Origin of the sequence: Sphingopyxis fribergensis, assembly GCF_000803645.1 — a bacterium.
Taxonomy (GTDB): domain Bacteria; phylum Pseudomonadota; class Alphaproteobacteria; order Sphingomonadales; family Sphingomonadaceae; genus Sphingopyxis; species Sphingopyxis fribergensis.
The window spans coordinates 3,354,401-3,369,830 of sequence record NZ_CP009122.1; the positions used below are offsets into that span (position 1 = coordinate 3,354,401).

General features: G+C 61.3%; 23 protein-coding genes. 6 read left to right on the forward strand and 17 right to left on the reverse strand.

Annotated elements, in window-relative coordinates; translation table 11 throughout:
- The first annotated feature begins 32 nt into the window (after positions 1 to 32).
- Entirely contained in the window at positions 33 to 614 is a 582-nt protein-coding gene (locus tag SKP52_RS26205) for a hypothetical protein (protein WP_148309156.1), read from the forward strand.
- A gap of 222 nt (positions 615 to 836) precedes the next feature.
- A complete protein-coding gene (locus SKP52_RS15510; RefSeq protein WP_148309157.1) occupies positions 837 to 1,337 on the forward strand; it encodes a hypothetical protein in 501 nt (166 codons plus the stop codon).
- A 1-nt stretch (position 1,338) separates the two neighbouring features.
- Here the strand turns inward: SKP52_RS15510 and SKP52_RS15515 are convergent, their stop codons facing one another.
- The 5 genes from SKP52_RS15515 to SKP52_RS15535 are packed head-to-tail and all read right to left on the reverse strand — an operon-like array spanning position 1,339 to position 2,935.
- On the reverse strand, positions 1,339 to 1,554 hold the full coding sequence (locus SKP52_RS15515; RefSeq protein ID WP_039576198.1) for a hypothetical protein: 216 nt from the start codon (positions 1,552 to 1,554) through the stop codon (positions 1,339 to 1,341).
- Positions 1,554 to 1,865: a hypothetical protein gene (locus SKP52_RS15520; RefSeq protein ID WP_039576200.1), complete on the reverse strand. Its 312-nt coding sequence runs from the start codon at positions 1,863 to 1,865 to the stop codon at positions 1,554 to 1,556. The genes SKP52_RS15515 and SKP52_RS15520 overlap by 1 nt, the downstream gene beginning before the upstream one ends.
- 1 nt (position 1,866) lies before the next feature.
- The gene (locus SKP52_RS15525; RefSeq protein WP_039576202.1) at positions 1,867 to 2,106 is read right to left on the reverse strand and encodes a hypothetical protein; all 240 of its coding nucleotides are present in this window, start codon (positions 2,104 to 2,106) and stop codon (positions 1,867 to 1,869) included.
- Complete coding sequence (locus SKP52_RS15530; protein WP_039576204.1) at positions 2,103 to 2,519, reverse strand: hypothetical protein; 417 nt, start codon at positions 2,517 to 2,519, stop codon at positions 2,103 to 2,105. Before SKP52_RS15530 ends, SKP52_RS15525 begins: the two co-directional genes overlap by 4 nt.
- Complete coding sequence (locus SKP52_RS15535) at positions 2,516 to 2,935, reverse strand: S24 family peptidase (RefSeq protein WP_039576207.1); 420 nt, start codon at positions 2,933 to 2,935, stop codon at positions 2,516 to 2,518. Before SKP52_RS15535 ends, SKP52_RS15530 begins: the two co-directional genes overlap by 4 nt.
- Positions 2,936 to 3,241: 306 nt before the next feature.
- Between SKP52_RS15535 and SKP52_RS15540 the strand changes: the two genes are divergently transcribed.
- A complete protein-coding gene (locus tag SKP52_RS15540) occupies positions 3,242 to 3,547 on the forward strand; it encodes a hypothetical protein (RefSeq protein WP_039576209.1) in 306 nt (101 codons plus the stop codon).
- A gap of 85 nt (positions 3,548 to 3,632) precedes the next feature.
- On the opposite strand, the gene SKP52_RS15545 is transcribed toward SKP52_RS15540, so the two are convergent.
- The 12 genes from SKP52_RS15545 to SKP52_RS15590 all read right to left on the reverse strand — a co-directional run bounded on the left by SKP52_RS15545 (position 3,633) and on the right by SKP52_RS15590 (position 12,908).
- Entirely contained in the window at positions 3,633 to 6,023 is a 2,391-nt protein-coding gene (locus SKP52_RS15545; protein ID WP_039576212.1) for a phage tail tape measure protein, read from the reverse strand.
- Between the two features lie 10 nt (positions 6,024 to 6,033).
- Positions 6,034 to 6,705, reverse strand: coding sequence for a hypothetical protein (locus SKP52_RS15550; protein WP_039576213.1), 672 nt, complete (start codon positions 6,703 to 6,705; stop codon positions 6,034 to 6,036).
- Between the two features lie 5 nt (positions 6,706 to 6,710).
- Positions 6,711 to 7,145, reverse strand: a complete 435-nt coding sequence (locus tag SKP52_RS15555; RefSeq protein WP_039576216.1) for a hypothetical protein — start codon at positions 7,143 to 7,145, stop codon at positions 6,711 to 6,713.
- 330 nt (positions 7,146 to 7,475) lie between these two features.
- Positions 7,476 to 7,700: an HGGxSTG domain-containing protein gene (locus SKP52_RS27490; RefSeq protein ID WP_407695107.1), complete on the reverse strand. Its 225-nt coding sequence runs from the start codon at positions 7,698 to 7,700 to the stop codon at positions 7,476 to 7,478.
- On the reverse strand, positions 7,597 to 8,370 hold the full coding sequence (locus tag SKP52_RS26535; RefSeq protein WP_160292432.1) for a hypothetical protein: 774 nt from the start codon (positions 8,368 to 8,370) through the stop codon (positions 7,597 to 7,599). Before SKP52_RS26535 ends, SKP52_RS27490 begins: the two co-directional genes overlap by 104 nt.
- A 57-nt stretch (positions 8,371 to 8,427) precedes the next feature.
- Positions 8,428 to 9,198, reverse strand: coding sequence for a hypothetical protein (locus SKP52_RS15565; protein ID WP_039576218.1), 771 nt, complete (start codon positions 9,196 to 9,198; stop codon positions 8,428 to 8,430).
- Between the two features lie 65 nt (positions 9,199 to 9,263).
- Positions 9,264 to 9,500 (reverse strand): hypothetical protein, encoded by a 237-nt coding sequence (locus tag SKP52_RS15570; RefSeq protein WP_039576221.1) that lies wholly within the window; start codon positions 9,498 to 9,500, stop codon positions 9,264 to 9,266.
- Entirely contained in the window at positions 9,497 to 9,724 is a 228-nt protein-coding gene (locus SKP52_RS15575; protein ID WP_148309159.1) for a hypothetical protein, read from the reverse strand. Before SKP52_RS15575 ends, SKP52_RS15570 begins: the two co-directional genes overlap by 4 nt.
- Before the next feature lie 178 nt (positions 9,725 to 9,902).
- Positions 9,903 to 10,091, reverse strand: coding sequence for a helix-turn-helix domain-containing protein (locus SKP52_RS27495; protein WP_081997403.1), 189 nt, complete (start codon positions 10,089 to 10,091; stop codon positions 9,903 to 9,905).
- 116 nt (positions 10,092 to 10,207) lie between these two features.
- Positions 10,208 to 11,434 carry a tyrosine-type recombinase/integrase gene (locus SKP52_RS15580; RefSeq protein WP_039576226.1) on the reverse strand — a complete coding sequence of 409 codons (1,227 nt, stop codon included), beginning with the start codon at positions 11,432 to 11,434 and terminating at the stop codon, positions 10,208 to 10,210.
- A 496-nt stretch (positions 11,435 to 11,930) separates the two neighbouring features.
- Positions 11,931 to 12,326, reverse strand: a complete 396-nt coding sequence (locus SKP52_RS15585; protein ID WP_039576228.1) for a Na+/H+ antiporter NhaA — start codon at positions 12,324 to 12,326, stop codon at positions 11,931 to 11,933.
- A gap of 84 nt (positions 12,327 to 12,410) precedes the next feature.
- On the reverse strand, positions 12,411 to 12,908 hold the full coding sequence (locus tag SKP52_RS15590) for a MarR family winged helix-turn-helix transcriptional regulator (protein ID WP_039576229.1): 498 nt from the start codon (positions 12,906 to 12,908) through the stop codon (positions 12,411 to 12,413).
- Between the two features lie 313 nt (positions 12,909 to 13,221).
- On the opposite strand from SKP52_RS15590, the gene ectA reads away from it, so the two are divergent.
- The 3 genes from ectA to SKP52_RS15605 are packed head-to-tail and all read left to right on the forward strand — an operon-like array spanning position 13,222 to position 15,415.
- Positions 13,222 to 13,677: a diaminobutyrate acetyltransferase gene (ectA, locus tag SKP52_RS15595; RefSeq protein ID WP_039581250.1), complete on the forward strand. Its 456-nt coding sequence runs from the start codon at positions 13,222 to 13,224 to the stop codon at positions 13,675 to 13,677.
- 4 nt (positions 13,678 to 13,681) lie between these two features.
- The gene (gene ectB, locus SKP52_RS15600) at positions 13,682 to 14,986 is read left to right on the forward strand and encodes a diaminobutyrate--2-oxoglutarate transaminase (protein WP_039576231.1); all 1,305 of its coding nucleotides are present in this window, start codon (positions 13,682 to 13,684) and stop codon (positions 14,984 to 14,986) included.
- A gap of 15 nt (positions 14,987 to 15,001) precedes the next feature.
- Positions 15,002 to 15,415, forward strand: a complete 414-nt coding sequence (locus SKP52_RS15605) for an ectoine synthase (RefSeq protein WP_039576232.1) — start codon at positions 15,002 to 15,004, stop codon at positions 15,413 to 15,415.
- Positions 15,416 to 15,430 lie beyond the last annotated feature (15 nt).

The window sequence follows — 15,430 nt, forward strand, 5'->3', positions numbered from 1 at the left end:
ATTGCAAGTGTCAGCAGCATGGAAGCGGGTCTATGTCGGACTATTGGGCCTCGTCGCTTACGCCGCTGCTCCGCGATCCCCCGCCCGAATCGCATCGTAGAAGCGCCTACGAGGTTGAGATAAATCCGTGGTCGCGTCGCGGAGACGTCGAGGCCGCGCTGCTGTTTCGGGGGTCGATTGTTTCCGCTTATGGTTATATCGAAAGCACTCTTGGCGAACTTTGCGTGAGAGCTTCGCGACTGCCCAGTTATGCCGCCTTGAGAGAAAGTTTCCCGCACAGCGCCGATCAACGGATCTCGTTTCTGCGTCGAGCCTTTGCAATCGAACCCCTGCTTCAATATCAACTTTGGGCTGGCATGTTCTTCGATCGGCTTGATGCTCAAAGCGATCTACGGAATCTTGCCGCACATTCGCGCATGCAAGTGATGCCTGACTGGGGCGTTACCTTCCATGACCTGCGCAGGGATGGGCCGTCCAACGTGATAATGCGCAGGCAGCGCATGACCATGTCAGAACTGGAAACCGAAGCGTGGCGTGCCGCCAGGCTTAGTCGGCTGTGTCAGATGCTCGTTGGCCGCCTTAATCGCGCAGAGATTTTGCCTGTCATTGAATGAAGCGCGGTCTGGCAAGGCTTTGACCGGTGGGCGGGTAGTCTCAAGCTCCCGCCCTATGGCCGTGGCGTCTCAATTCGCCCGGCCGACCAGCGCGGCTAATTTGTCATGATTTACTCGACTTCGCAATGGCGTGCGCCGACCAATTGAGATCGCCGATGGGCCTTGAACATCGCAACTATTTTCCGCAACGTATCGGCCACGCGGAGCGAGAGAGGGGCGACTATGACAGACAAACGCGACTTAGAGTTGCGACTGGTCTCCTCAACCAGCAAAAGCGAAGTCGATGAGGAACATGCCAGGCGCCGCCTGACGTGGCCCCTTCGCGAGCTGACGGCAAATCTTCTGAGAACGGTCCGCGGCGCCGGAAAGCCATACGCGGTCGCCGAACAGATATTTGCCGTCGCAAACGCGCTGCAAGAGTACCGGGAGGCGGCCGGTTGTTGGCCGAGCGAATACGATATTCGAACCGCGCTAGATCGCGACGCTCGCTGGCCCGAAGGCAAGCCCAATGACGATATGGGATATGGCATCGACGAAATGGTCGATGGAAGCCTACAGATCGCCGCGTCGCAGTTGGTAGGACAGATGCCCCAAGAAGCAGCAGGCCGGCACCAGTTGTTCGAAGGCCTAAAAGTGGTCGAGGACATACGCGCGAAAAACTGGGCGGCCGCCAATAAATCTCGAAAAGTGGCCGCACCCCGAAAGGCGCGGCCGAAGTTGTAACTCAGCCGCAATTCGCCGCCGTCAGGTCGGTGACGGGCCAGCCAGTTATGCCCGACAGCACTTTCGCTGCCATGCGCGCAGTCACGTCGCTGGCGTAGGTCTCCGGGCGCTGCAGCATCTTGCCGAGCGCTTCCGGCGGGATGACCTGAACCCGATAGAAGGGCCCATCCTTGCGAACGTGGATCACCGGCTCGAGGGCTGTGTCGCGCGCACACATCACGCCCTCCCCAGCGGCTCGGCGTAAATCTTGCCGGCATAATTTAGGGTGGTGTCAGCCGCCGCAGATTCGCGCTCGATCAGCAAGTCGGACCACATCTTAACGCCCATCTCGGCGTGGATATATTCCGCCTTGTCTGTATAGCCCTCTTCAAGCATCCGGTCGCGATTCTCCGTGTGCTCGCGGAGCCGCCACCGAGCTTCCTCCAGCAGGTCGAGCGGGGTGAGCATCTTGCGGGGCTTGCGCAACCAGTTGTCAGGCCGGTGCGGCATCTGGCTCATAAGGTCGGGGAACTGGATCAGCTTTCCCATGTCAGGCCCTCCCGAACTGAATGACGTTGTCGCGCCGATGCCGGACCAGGTCCGCCAATATATCTTCCCACACATCGAAAATAATCTTGGTGATGTGCCAGTCGGCGCTGCCGTTCGCGCATTTGTTAAGCTCGGACCGCAGTCGCGCAACGCGCTGCCGCGCTTCGACAACATCCGCGTTGAAGTCCGGCGCTGCCTGAATGATCACGCGATCGGGCAAGCCTATAACATTTGCGGTCATGCTCCTGCCTCCAACGCGGCAAGCCACTTCGGTTCGCGAGCTTCCCATTCCTTCACGGCTGGCGGGCAATACCTCGTCATCGCGCGCCATTTACGCAAATTGCTACGGCGACTGGCGCGCCCGCCCTTGGTGGCGATCGGGAAGCGCACATAGCGGTCAATCAGGTCCATCGCCTGATATGCAATGAGGACCTGAGCCCCGCCGGCAACTGCGGCGTCAAATTTGCAGTCCGTGCCGCGCAGCCTAAAGCAGCGCAGCGCCTTCGCGTGGGCTTCATGGTTTAGCTCATCGATCTCGAGGCTAAGCTGATACCTTTCCTCCCAAGTGTCGTTCGCCAGTGTTTTCAAGGCACGACGCTTTTCATCTTCGCCAAGCTGAGGCGTTGCGGTGAACATCTCCATCAGGGCGCTCATTGTGCACCTCCGAGCGGCGTTATCATTGCCTTTCCGTCGCCCCGATCGACAGCGAGGCCGATTAGCTTGTGAACGGCGAGAACATCCGTCGAAGCGATTGAAAACGACCGAGGCGGGTTCAACTGCTCCACCACAATGATCGCGACGCAGCCAAAGGTTGGACGGCTCACAAGGCGCTTCACGATGCCAGGCATGCCGTGGCGCACGGCCGCTTCCCGAGTGAAGACGATACCGACAAGGTCGCCCGGCTCGGGGGTCTCGCGCTTATCGAAGGCGATCAGGGCACCGTCAGTGATGACGGGCGCCATGCAGTTGCCCCGGCCGGTGAGAGCATAACGGTTAGCCATGTCGTCGGGATGGATAAACGGTAATTGTGGATTGCCCCGCTGAGCGCGGGTATCAAAAGCGGTAGCCATAACTGATCTCCTTGGGATCGGCGTTGGTTAGGGCCGGTTGGAAGTTCGCGCTTCCTTCCGGCCTGTGTTCGTGTTAACGCGAGAACATGAGCAAGTCAACTGGTGATAACACGAAAACACGAAAGGCCCGAGCGCCTGAGACAGGGACGCTCGTCGGCACACGGTTTCAGGCCGATGACCTTGGCAGGATCGATGCGTGGATCGCGGATAAGGGACCGCCCTTTATCTCCAGACCAGAAGCCGTCCGTCGCTTGGTTGAAAAAGGCTTAGCGTCCGAGTAGCGTCTGCCGATTGATCGGGGGCGGCATGAACAAGTCAGTTTTGATAGCGATCGGCCTTGCCGCGTCCGTCGCCCTGGTATGGGGCGGCATCGAAGTTCGCCGATCGATGGTCTGCGCCGGTCTCGAGGAAGATTACCTCAACACGGTGAGTAGTTTGAAAACGAAGGTGCAGACGAGATCGCTGCTGGCCCAGCTCGGCAAGGATGACTCCGCCTTCATTTACATGACTAAGGTCGATGAGGAGAAGCTTTTGTGGATCCTCACAAATCTTCACCAAAAGTGTGGGAAAAGGGCCGCGGAGACTGCAACCCGTAAGGGTATCGAGATGTAGCTGCAAGTAGGGCCGGGAGAGAAAAGCGCTGAACCCTCCCGGCCCCTAACGCGGCGGCATTTCCCGACGCCGCCGCGCTATCTGGTCATTGCAGCACGCCGTCCTGGTCTAGCTGCGCGAGCATGGTCTGAAGGTTTCGCCTGATCTGCGCTTCCGTGGCTTCGCCGCCCTGCCGGATAAGCGCCATGACCGTTTCGGGCATGAAACCGCCATCAACCTTGTAGTTGTTCGTGATCTCGTTGGTGACGTTGACCGGCCCGCGGCCTGCCCCGCCCGCGCCGCCCATTGCGTGAACGCCCAGCTTGCCATTAGGGAGACGACCCAAGGGCATGACGGCCTCTGGCCCGGCTTCGCCCATTTCGCCGAGCTGCGTTCCTTTGGCGAACTTGAACAGCGTCGGGCTCGTGATGATCTGGTTCGTGAAACTGCCGCCGTTGGCGAAGCGTTGCGCGCGATCGAAGGCCCCGCCATGGGCATATCGCTGCGCGGTGCCGAACGCGCCGCCGTCGGCGAAAATGCTCTTGAACAGGCTGACGATACCCTTGCCGGCCAATGTCCCGAGCACGGTCCCGATCGCGCCGGCGGCGCCCATGCCGCCCATCGCTCCCATGCCCCCCATCTGGCCCATACTGCCCCCTCCGCCGAACATCTGGTTCACGAACTGATTGAGCAGCTTGTCGATGAGGCTATCGAGCATGTTATTGATCGACTTAGCGAGCGATTTAAAGACGTTCTCACCCGCGCGGACGCCATTGATCCAGTCAGAGAAGAAGCCCTTCGCCATTTCGCGCGCATCGGCGATGGCCTTGGTCTGCTTGTCGATGCTCTCCTGGCCATCAACGACCTGTATCTTTTTGGCGTATTCCTCGTCCTTCGCCGCTGCGAGCTGGCGATAGGTCTCGGCGAGCGCGACGTTCCCGTCCGCCTCGGCCTTTTTGATATTCGCCAAGATGCCGGTCAGTTCGATCTGGCGCTGGATCCGAAGAATTTCACGGTCGCGCTCGGCGCCGACGAGACCCATCGTCTGCAATTCGATGTCGACGCCACCGGTGATGCCCTGGCGCGTCGCCTCGAGCTGCTTCTTTGCGGCCTCGACTTCCTGCTGCTGGCGATCGAGCTTCAACGCCTTTTCGCGCTCGGCGCTGAGCTGGACGATGGCTTCGCGCTGCTGGTCCGTGGTCGCGCGCGATAGGGCTTGGACAACCTCATATTTCCGCAACGCTTCCTCGGAAAGCCCGATCTTGGCGACCTCCTCCTCCATGCTGGCGATATACTGGTCGGTCGCGCGTGTGCGTTCCTGTAGCGCCCTCGCCTCGTCGCTGATCGCCGCCGAGCGCGATGCCGTGCGACCGGCGCCGGCAGTCCGCGCCGCGCGCCCCGTGCCGCTGTCTTCCTGCAGGAAGGACTTGTCGAGCTTGCCGGTGGCGAGTGATTCCTCGATCTTCGCCGCGTTGCCCCGGGCATCGCGCACCTCGATCACCTTGGCCAACGCCTGCAAATATTCCTGAGCCGAAATATTGACGCCGCTGAAGTCCGCTTTCTCGGCCCATTTCGCGACCTCGGACGGGTCCATCGTGCCCCGCATCACGCCCTGCAGGTTCCGGCGGGCTAGCGTGTCATGCGATTCTTGCAGCCTGCCGGGACGCTTGGCGGTGAGCCAACCCGACCAGCTACGTTGTCCGGACGCGCGCTCGGCGGCCTGAGCCTCTTTCTCCGCCGCCATGGCGCTGGCGCGAAGGTTGATGGCAGTGAGCTGGATATTGAAGCGCAGCGCCTCGTTCTGAGACTTGATCTTGCCCGTCGTCAGGTCGAACATCTCGCCGAGCACGGATTGCACGTTGCTGTAGCTGGTCGCCGCGAGTTCGGCGGTTTTCAGGCTATCGGCATTGTCGAACATCTTCGCCGTCATCTCGATCACGGCCGTCACGACGGTGCCAATGATCACGCCGCCGAGCCCGCCAAGGATGCCGGCGAGGCCCGACGCGATTGCAGACGTGGTTCGACTGGCGACACCGACGGCGACGACGCCTGTGGCCGCGGTGCCGCTCGCCGCGGCCGCCGCCTTGCTCGCCGTCGCATTGGCTGCTGCTGATTGCGTCTGCGCGTTCTGCGCCGCCACGAGTCGAAGGAGGTGCTCCCGGTATGCGATCACCTGGGCATCTGCATTCACGAACGATCGCGTCACATTGTCGTTGGCAGCTCGCATGGCCGCCGACGACGCGGACGCGGACCGCATGGAAGCATCGGCCCGCCCTACTGCCGCCGCCGCCTTCGTCACGGCGCTGCTGGCCATATCAGCCGTTTGGGCAGCGCGAGCATAGTCGGCAGCCAGTTTGGCCGTGTTCCCGCCGCCCCCGGACATCTTGCCGGTGGATGCCGCCGCCTTGTCGGCAGACTTCGCGAATTTGTCGAGATCGGCCGTTGCGGCGACGACGTCCTTCGAATCTACGCTGAGGGCTAAGGCGGCAACATCCATGGTCTTGCTCCTAGATCACAAACACGGGTGCGTCGGGAACGCTCAAGCCGAGTTCGTGCGCCGCTGCCACCGCTTGGCTGTGCCAGCCCTCCATACTCTGACGCAGCATGGCCGAACGCTGGAAGGCGGCTTCGTCATCGATCCGCTGTTGATGACGCGCGACGGCTTCCGCAAGCGACGCAATCTCCTCGACCCTCGCGGGTGCATCGGCTCGATAGCTTTCCAGCGTGCGTCGCGCCGCGGAGAGGCGCTGCTGCTCTTTCGCCTTGACCTCGTCGGCCTCGCGGGTTTCCAGTTTGAGCAGATACCCCCGGAGGTGACACGCCTCGACCATCAAGCCAGCCTCACCTTCGGTCATCATGCCGAGCGCGCTAAGCTCGTTGATGCCGAGATGATGCCAGGTAGACCCGCTGCGACGAAACACGCGGGAAAACTCAGAATCGCATTCGTCTGTCGTCGGCTTGCGCAGCTTACCTGGACCGCGATTGAGATATTGGGCGATTGCCTCAAGGCGTGCCTCTGCTCCAGCCTTCCCGCGGGGGCCATCATATCGTTCGGTCGGCCGCAGGGCGGGCCAGTCGGGACATTTCGCCAAGTCCGGCCATAGCTGCTTGGGAGAGAGGATCAGCGTGCGATCGATGACAGTCTCGGGCGCGCGGTCTTGGGCAAATGCGGTTGCCATGGTGCTTACTCCCCCTTCGGCGCGAGATGGAAGTGCGGGATATTCTTGGCAGCGTTGTTGACGCGCTCGGGCATGATGTTGCCCAGACCGTCGTCGTCATCGCGAGGGGCGAGGAAACCGCGGTCGCGCTTGCCGTTCGCCAAGGTGCGAGCACCGCGGCCTTCACCGTCGGCCGGCAGCGCGAGCGGCGCCCGGTAATGGCCGCGCGCGCCGCCCGCATTCACCTGCATGTTGGCAAGGAGCGGCTTCACCGCCGCATTCATGGCTTCCGTCAACTTCTCGGGCGAGGTCGCGACCTCGACATCCTCGACAAGTGCCTCGACCACTTTCACCAGCGTAGCGAACTCGGCACGGGTGACGGCGGGCGGATCGTTGGTGATGGGCTGGCGTGCGGGCGCAGCGGCTCGCCCTGCGAGAAAGTCTTTGAGAAGATTCGTCATGTCGTCATCGCTCCGATTGGCCGGGACGGATGTCGCGGCTGAATTGCGTGAGCGCCCCGGACCGATCGGGCCAGCCGACCGGGGCGCAGCGAGACTAAATTGGGGAAAGGGGGTGATCCTCGATCTGGCCTCGCTGTATGAAGCTATCAAACCGGGCGTATTCTGCAATAGATAATTACGTCGATGCGATATTATATTACTCTATGCGGCCGCTATAGGCCCGCCCACGTGGACGGGGGCTCTACTTAATGGTGGGCAGGACGATGGGTGTCGCCAACTTGGCGACAATTTCGCTCATTAATTCAATGGCCTTTGGCGGACATGATAGGATTATAACCCCGATTCTCGGAGTTGCTGGCGCATCGCTCGCAACATCTTCCGTACGGCGATCGTCTCGGCGGAGTACCGGCCGTGCTTGAAGGCGTTCTGGTTCCCGATCGGCGCGCCGGGATTAGTGCCGCCGTGCATTCTGCACCTTCGCCTCCCCGCTACCGCTGGCGATTGGCACGCCGTTCCCTTGCGCGTCCGTGCTCCGCAACGCGGGCTGTCGGCCAAAATCTTCGGTTGCATCTGATTGTCCTCGTTTTTTTCTATTGCCCCTACCCCCCGCCCCGGGTGCCTCGACGGCCCCGACGATCGCCTGCGCGCCGGCGTGGACGTGAACGTGTTCGACTCGCACAGACTGATTGGCGCCACCGCGCAGGCGAGTGAGTGCCTCAATCTGAGCCGCGAAGGTGCGCTGCAGCTTGAGAGCGAGATTGCCATAGAGCTGGAGGTGATCGTTGTTGTCGGTCTGTCGCGCACGCGCGATCATCTCGACACTCAGGGAGTGACATCCGGCCATTTGGAGCGCCAGCGCGGCCTCAAGTTCATCATGGGCATCAATGGCGCCAATCAAGGCCAGCGCGGAGTTTAGGCGGACAGGGTCGTTGGCCTTCCCTGCACCGCGCGACCGCGTCATCCATTCGAGCTCGACCATGGCGGCATTCGTGAAGTGTGAGGACACCGTGCCGAAAGTGTCCAGCAGCAAGGCGTGATTTCCAAGCTCATCGCTATGCGGTGCCGACACCTTCATGGAGTTGTCGCCCTCGCACTCGACCTCCACGGCCACTCGCAACGGGCGATCCCCTGCGGCATCGATCGCGGCGGCCATGGCGGACCTGCGGCTATCTCCGGGTTCGGGCTTCGTGATTTCTTTGCTGGTCTTTGTCGGGGCCTTGGCCATGGTGATGATCTCCTAATTCGGTTGGTTCGTTATGCGTCAGATTGGCACGGCGACGGGTCAGGCGGCATTTCGCGCATCCATCGGAAAGGATCGAGCTACCGCCAGTTGCAGCGGCATCCGGTATTGGTCGGGCAACGATCGCCCGCTTAGGAATTTGGACAGCGTGCCGCCTGGCATCTCGACGTGATGCGCCAGCTTCGATTGCGCGCCTGCCGATGCCCAATCGAGATAGGCACGGGCGAACGATCGCAGCTCGGCTAAGTCCATTGCTGCCGACAGCGGCGAAATGGCCCGCGATGATTTTGGGGCAATATCGGGGGTATCTGAAACGGGATCGGATTGAGGAGAGATATGGCTAACTATATGTGTGTGGAAAGACGACACAGGGGCGTGGCCGTCGAACCCTACCGTTTCCGTCGCGCCTGTGTCGAAACACGACACGCGATGTTTCCTACGAGTGTGGAAACGAGACACGCGTAAGGGGTTTCGAGTGTGGAAATGCGACACGCTGGATTTTTTTGTTTCCAGTCGCTCCAGATAATCATGGGTCGCCGCGATCTCGCCATTCCGGCCCGTCGTTATGTGCGTCAGTTCATACTCCGTGGCTTTCCGCTGCCCCTTGGGAAAGCGAGTGGCGCGGATGAAGCCGGCGGCCTCAAGCTCGTCTATCGCGTCCGCGTTGGCTGGGTTGCTGGGGCTCCCAATCACTTCGGCCAGATCGCGCATCGAAAGGGCGATCTGGCCATTATTGAAGCCGTTGAAGCGCCGCACGATGGCGAGCCATGCCGCGACGGCGCGGTGGGAAACCAGCGACAGCAGAGCGTCCATCGTGACATGCGGGGCAAGCGCATATTGCCCGCCCCGCCCATCAGGTTTGTGATGCCCCTTTTTGCTCACCCGGCGATTTTCCGATGTACCGCACGGTGATGCCGCCGACAGAGCCAGCGCACCAACAGCGGCGTATCGTAATCATCGTGGTGGGCGTCGACCACCTCAGCGCCGCACTCTTCGCACGGCTCGGGGTGGATCAGCCCGCGGCGCAGCGCCGAGCGCAGCGATGCGTGCGCCCAAACGGCCTTCGGATTCGCCTTCGCCCATCTGGCCTGGCGTGTCAGCTTGGGCTGGGTCATTGGACGCCTCCCGAGTTGGCGTCGACTTGCCCGATCAGATATTGGGCCGCGAGCCGGACTTGCTCGCGATCGTCGAGGCCGGTGCGGTTCGCCGCTTCGATGATGATCGTGCCGGCGACGTCGAGAAGGTGATAAGTCGCCTCTACCCAATCCCGACTATTCGCCTCGAGGGCGTCGTTCATCAAGATCAGCGTCAGTTGCTCGCGGAGGGCATGGTCAACCATGATCGCCTCCCGGCAGCTCGCCATCCCGAAAATAGTGCCGCATCAATACCGGCCCCGGCTGCGCGGGGTGTTGATCGATCGGCGGTGAAGGGGTATGGGGGTTACGGGTTTGGCTTCGCAAACATTCCCGCAACGCCCCGTCCTTACCGGCGGGGCGTTCTTCTTTCTGGCACATGGTTCATGCCGCGCTAGCGACGACAGCGTCGATATCGGCCGCAGGAATCTTTGTCAGGCGACCGACCTTAGTAGTGCGCAACGTGCCACCGTCGATCAGCCGGTAAATTGTGCGACGACAGACCCCTAAAGCGAGAGCCGCGTCATTGACGCCGAGTAGGCGGGGAGCCGTGTTTTGATTCTGTGTAAGCATGGGTGCCTCCGTGCAAGTGTGTGCCTTTGGCTACCTCGAAACCGGGTTTCGCGCAATATTATTTCAACATCTGTTCGTATCACGTACTTGTTGAACTCGGACGCGCAATCTGGACATCATCCAACCTTCGAAAATGTCACAACATTATCCTCCGCGATGGACAGCGAGGGTGCAACAAAGCATCCCCACGCATCCATGAGATCGCGGCGCAAGTCGCGGAGATCCGAGCGCAGATAAGCTTGTTCGGTCTTTGTTCCGACGCTGTGCGCCAATGCCATCTCCGACACCATTGCAGGTATTCTCGACATTTTCTCGGCCGCCCAATCGCGGAACGTCGACCGAAAGCCGTGAACGGTTTCCGTCCGTTTTGCGGTCCGCATTACCTTCGTCAGCGTCATATCAGAAAGCCTAGCCCCCTTGCGGCCGCCTGGGAAAATGAGACCCTTCCCATTGGACAAGGCCTTCGCGCGCTCCAAAATCGCGATAGCCGCATCGTTGAGCGTCACCGTATGTTTGACGCCGGCCTTCATCAATTCGGCCGGGCGGTTCCATTCCCGCGCCTCAAGATCGACATGCTCCCATTGCGCCGATCGAACTTCGCCGCTGCGGGCGGCCGTCAGTATCGTGAACAAAAGGGCGAGGCGGCCGGTGGTCTCTTCCTTGCCCAGTTGGTCAGCAACAAACGCCGGTGCATCCCTAAAAGGTACCGCTGCAAAATTACCCCCTTTGGGACGACGGGCGAGCCCATCGCGCAGTTCGCGCGGATCGGGTAGCGCTTCCGAGCGCCAGCCATTGGCCCTTGAGAAGCTGAGCACCTGTAAGATGCGAACTCGAAGCTTCTGCGCCAAGGCAGGCTTTTCGGTCCACACCGCTGCAAGTGCCGAGATAACATCCGCGGTTCTGATATGGTCGACCCGGCGGTTGCCGATTTTGGGCACGACGTGGTCTTGCAGCGACGATTTGAACGAGGCCGCATTCTTCACGCTCCACCCCTTGGACAGCTCGGCGTGAGCTTTAAGCATCGCCTCTTTGAACGTCGGCACGACTAGTTTTTGCCGGTCGCGCTCCTCGCGCGCGTTTTTTCCCTGCCTTGCGAATTTGCGGAGGTGCGCCGCTTTCTCTCGGGCCTCACTTAAAGAAAGGTCGGTCGGATAGCCGCCGAGCCCAATATCTTCGCGACCGCCCTGGAACTGAACCCGCAGCACCCAAGATTTCGAGCCGACCGTCTGGCCCCGCTTTTGAGCATCCTTAGTCGGCTTTTTCACTCTCAGGTAAAGGCCGGCGCCGTCGCCATGGATTCCGGGTTTGGCGTTCCTTACTTTCAGGTCGGTAAGCTTTCCCATGGTTGTTGAGATTCCCGCGAGCCATTCGTTCCCACAAATCTATGTGGCAAGGACGCGCACGTCAAGGCACATTGATACACACCGAAAACCTAAAAACTTAAGAAAATCCTGAGCTTTTCGCGCCTCTTCGCGCACATAGTGGCCCACCCAGTCACGGCGAGTTATAATCCTACCCGGGGAGCCATTCTTTTCCAGACGCACGAAAGGCTACGCCAAAGCACCAGGGCTTTGCGCGGCGTTGTCCAGACCCAACGCCCCTTCGCGTCGGCTGGCGTAGAAATACAAGCCGACGTTTTCAGGCGCACTTGCGGGTACAGCAGCGTAACCCTGTGCGCTGTCCCATTACGCTGGCCTACCCTTGTGAACCATCCATGCCCATGTACCACCATCAGTTTCTGGCGGTTGCGGTAAGGTTGCTTTCGGCGAACCATGGCGGTTGAAGACATCAACCGATGCTAAAATCCGTAGCCGCCTATTTCAGCACAGCTATCAAAAATTATTCCCCAGCAATATTGGATCGGCGCCGAAGCTTCGCGCCGATCGCTGAGCAGCCGGTATCACGCCCGGATCCGCGAAAGTCCGGTTTCGCCACCCGCCAGCGCGACGTCGCCGTTCCGCTTGATCTCATCATTTTGTTCGATATCCTCGCGAAGCTGTTCGGGAGCCGGCGGGCGCGGCGCTGCACGATAAATCCGACCAACGCAGCCAGCAGCGATCCTGCCAATGTCCTCAGCTTTGCCTCCTCGACGAGCTCCGGATTGGCGAAGGCGAGACCGCCAATGAAGAGGCTCATCGTGCATCCGATGCCGCACAGCACCGAGACGGCATAGACTTGCAGCCAAGTCGCACCGCGCGGGCGGATCGCGAAACCGGTCTTCACGGCCAGCCACACTGCGCCGAAGATGCCGGGTTCACTAGCGCGCGTCCGCGCCGCGCAAAAGGCTTACGCAAAAAGAAGGGCCGAGCTACCGCGAGTTCAGGCGAGGTCGGCGGCCCCCGCCCGGTCGATGGCCCCGCTGTCAAGCAAGGGCGCGGCGTCCATCTCTGCGGCGCCCAACAAGGCCGCCAGACGCTCCGTACTGGCAAGGATCATCGCCTGCTCCCAGGGCGGCAAGGCGCCAAAGCGACCCGTAAATATTTCCTGCAGCATATCGGGCGCCTCGGCGACCCGTCGGCGACCCTCGGCAGTCGTGCTCAGGAGAATCTGGCGCTTGTCGCGATCGCTGCGCGTCCGCGCCGCGAGGTCGAGCGCGACGAGCCGGTCGACGATGGCGGTGATCGTCGCCTGGCTGAACTGCAGCTGCCGCGCGATGGCGCCGGGCGTGCCCGCGGGCTGTGCGTCGATTTCGCGAAGGACGAGCATTTGCGAAGGCGTGAGACCGGTTGCCACGGCGAGCTTGCGGCTGCCGCCTTCGGCCGCCCGCAGGACGCGCCGAAGCGCTTTCAAAGTGGCGTTGGCAATCTCGGTTTCCATCCGGATTTGTTAGCCGCACCCCCGGCCAGCACAAACCCGTATTTTCATATCAGCCCATTTAATTATGTTTCATTTTCCGAAGTATATTTCGTCGCATGGGTTGAACGTATCGTCGTGGATGCTATATTTTAGGGCATCCAGTAGCGAGTCGTACCACGACCGCTCCAAATTATCCTTCAGGAGATGAACAATATTTGACCGGCAACAGGACGGAGAGTCATTGCCTTTGGAAAAAGAAGCGGGCGCCCCACCTCTCTCTACCGGAGTTGTATTTAGAAGGCCTGTCGCCACCGACGGGCCGGCTATCACGGCGCTGATCTCGCGCTGCCCGCCGCTCGATCGCAATTCGGCTTACTGCAATCTTATCCAGTCGACGCATTTCGCCGACCATTGCGTAATCGCCGAACAGGAAGGACGAGTCGTTGGGTGGGTATCGGGGCATCGTCCGCCGTCCGACCGGACATCTTTTTTCGTCTGGCAGGTTGCCGTCGCGAGCGAGGGGCGCGGCAAGGGCCTTGCGAAGCGGATGATCCAATCGTTGCTCGATCGGCGTGCGCAGCGGGGCGTCACCTGCCTGACCACCACCGTGACCGACGACAATAAAGCGTCCTGGGCGCTGTTTCACTCACTCGCCCGCGACTGGGACGCGCCGCTCGAACGCACCGCGCTGTTCGAGCGCGAAGCGCATTTCGCCGGAGCTTATCCGACCGAGTATCAGGCCCGCATCGGGCCGTTCGACCTTAAAAAGATTCAAGAAGCACAGGGATAAATCGATGACTATGAAACCGAAACCGTCCGGTGCGATCCCGGACAGGATGATCTATGAGCGCCGCGAGTCCGGCGTGCGAAGCTATGCTCGGTCGATGCCGCGCCAGTTCGGCAAGGCCGAGGGCGTCTGGATGCACGACAGCGAAGGCGGGCGCTATCTCGACTTCCTGTCGGGCTGCTCGACCCTCAACTATGGCCATAACCATCCGCTGCTGAAGCAAGCGTTGCTCGATTATATCGCCGCCGACGGCATCGCGCATGGTCTCGACCTCCACACCGACGCCAAGGAGGCTTTCCTCCGCACGTTCGAGGATGTCATCCTGACCCCGCGCGGGCTCGATTATCGCCTCATGTTCACCGGCCCCACCGGCACCAATGCGGTCGAGGCGGCGATCAAACTGGCGCGCAAGGTCACCGGCCGCGAAATGGTCATCGCCTTTACCAATGGCTTTCACGGCATGACGCTCGGCGCGCTCGCCTGCACCGGCAACGCCGCCAAGCGTGGCGGTGCCGGGGTGCCGCTCAGTCATGTCGCGCACGAACCCTATGACGGCTATTACGGGCCCGAGGTCGACACCGCCGATCTGCTCGACCAGCGATTGTCCGACCCGTCGAGCGGGCTTGACGCGCCGGCCGCGATCCTTGTCGAAACTGTTCAGGGCGAAGGCGGGCTGAACGCCGCGTCGCCCGAATGGCTGCGCCGGATCGCCGATATCGCCAAGGCGCATGGCGCGCTGCTGATCGTCGATGACATCCAGGCCGGCTGCGGCCGGACCGGCGGCTTTTTCAGCTTCGAGGAGATGGGGTTCACGCCCGACATCATCACGATGGCCAAGTCGCTGTCGGGGATGGGACTTCCCTTTGCGCTCACCCTGTTCCGTCCCGAGTTCGACCAGTTCTCGCCCGGCGAGCATAATGGCACCTTCCGCGGCAACAACCATGCCTTCGTCACCGCGACGGCGGCGCTGCGCCATTTCTGGAGCGACGGCGCATTCCAGGTCGATGTGCGCCGTCGCGGCGATCTGCTCGACGCGCGCCTCACCCGCATCGCTGCCCGATATGGCTTTGAAACCCGCGGGCGCGGCATGATGCGCGGCATCAACACGGGATCGGGGGAGCTTGCCGGAACCGTTACCGCCGCCTGTTTCGACGCCGGCCTGATCATCGAGACCAGCGGCGCGCATGACGAGGTGATCAAGGTGCTCGCGCCGCTCGTCATCGACGATGCGACGCTGGGCGTCGGCCTCGACATTCTCGAAACCCGGATCCGCGAGGCGATGACAAGTGAATACGCCGTCGCCGCCGAATAACTCAGGAGACACAATATGATCGTTCGCAACCTCAACGACATCCGCAAGACCGACCGCAATGTCCGCTCGGACGGCTGGGCCAGCGCCCGCATGCTGCTCAAGGACGACGGGATGGGCTTTTCCTTCCACATCACCACCATGTTCGCGGGCACCGAATTGAAGATGCATTACCAGAACCATCTGGAATCGGTCTTCGTGCTCAAGGGCAAGGGCACCATCGAAGATCTTGCCACCGGCGAGATTCACAAGCTCGAGCCCGGCGTCATGTATGCGCTCACCGACAATGATCGCCACATCGTGCGTCCCGAAACCGACATCTTGACCGCCTGCACCTTCAACCCGCCGGTCACCGGCAAGGAAGTGCATGACGAAACCGGCGCCTATCCCGCCGATCCCGAGGTTCTGCGCGCGACCGTTCTGGCTGAATGACAAAAGAAAAACGGG

Coding starts and splice junctions, on each gene's coding strand:
- SKP52_RS26205 (WP_148309156.1), top strand. CDS start 33: ATGTCGGACTATTGGGCCTCGTCGCTTACGCCGCTGCTCCGCGATCCC.
- SKP52_RS15510 (WP_148309157.1), top strand. CDS start 837: ATGACAGACAAACGCGACTTAGAGTTGCGACTGGTCTCCTCAACCAGC.
- SKP52_RS15515 (WP_039576198.1), bottom strand. CDS start 1,554: ATGTGTGCGCGCGACACAGCCCTCGAGCCGGTGATCCACGTTCGCAAG.
- SKP52_RS15520 (WP_039576200.1), bottom strand. CDS start 1,865: ATGGGAAAGCTGATCCAGTTCCCCGACCTTATGAGCCAGATGCCGCAC.
- SKP52_RS15525 (WP_039576202.1), bottom strand. CDS start 2,106: ATGACCGCAAATGTTATAGGCTTGCCCGATCGCGTGATCATTCAGGCA.
- SKP52_RS15530 (WP_039576204.1), bottom strand. CDS start 2,519: ATGAGCGCCCTGATGGAGATGTTCACCGCAACGCCTCAGCTTGGCGAA.
- SKP52_RS15535 (WP_039576207.1), bottom strand. CDS start 2,935: ATGGCTACCGCTTTTGATACCCGCGCTCAGCGGGGCAATCCACAATTA.
- SKP52_RS15540 (WP_039576209.1), top strand. CDS start 3,242: ATGAACAAGTCAGTTTTGATAGCGATCGGCCTTGCCGCGTCCGTCGCC.
- SKP52_RS15545 (WP_039576212.1), bottom strand. CDS start 6,023: ATGGATGTTGCCGCCTTAGCCCTCAGCGTAGATTCGAAGGACGTCGTC.
- SKP52_RS15550 (WP_039576213.1), bottom strand. CDS start 6,705: ATGGCAACCGCATTTGCCCAAGACCGCGCGCCCGAGACTGTCATCGAT.
- SKP52_RS15555 (WP_039576216.1), bottom strand. CDS start 7,145: ATGACGAATCTTCTCAAAGACTTTCTCGCAGGGCGAGCCGCTGCGCCC.
- SKP52_RS26535 (WP_160292432.1), bottom strand. CDS start 8,370: ATGGCCAAGGCCCCGACAAAGACCAGCAAAGAAATCACGAAGCCCGAA.
- SKP52_RS15565 (WP_039576218.1), bottom strand. CDS start 9,198: ATGGACGCTCTGCTGTCGCTGGTTTCCCACCGCGCCGTCGCGGCATGG.
- SKP52_RS15570 (WP_039576221.1), bottom strand. CDS start 9,500: ATGACCCAGCCCAAGCTGACACGCCAGGCCAGATGGGCGAAGGCGAAT.
- SKP52_RS15575 (WP_148309159.1), bottom strand. CDS start 9,724: ATGGTTGACCATGCCCTCCGCGAGCAACTGACGCTGATCTTGATGAAC.
- SKP52_RS27495 (WP_081997403.1), bottom strand. CDS start 10,091: ATGCTTACACAGAATCAAAACACGGCTCCCCGCCTACTCGGCGTCAAT.
- SKP52_RS15580 (WP_039576226.1), bottom strand. CDS start 11,434: ATGGGAAAGCTTACCGACCTGAAAGTAAGGAACGCCAAACCCGGAATC.
- SKP52_RS15590 (WP_039576229.1), bottom strand. CDS start 12,908: ATGGAAACCGAGATTGCCAACGCCACTTTGAAAGCGCTTCGGCGCGTC.
- ectB (WP_039576231.1), top strand. CDS start 13,682: ATGACTATGAAACCGAAACCGTCCGGTGCGATCCCGGACAGGATGATC.
- SKP52_RS15605 (WP_039576232.1), top strand. CDS start 15,002: ATGATCGTTCGCAACCTCAACGACATCCGCAAGACCGACCGCAATGTC.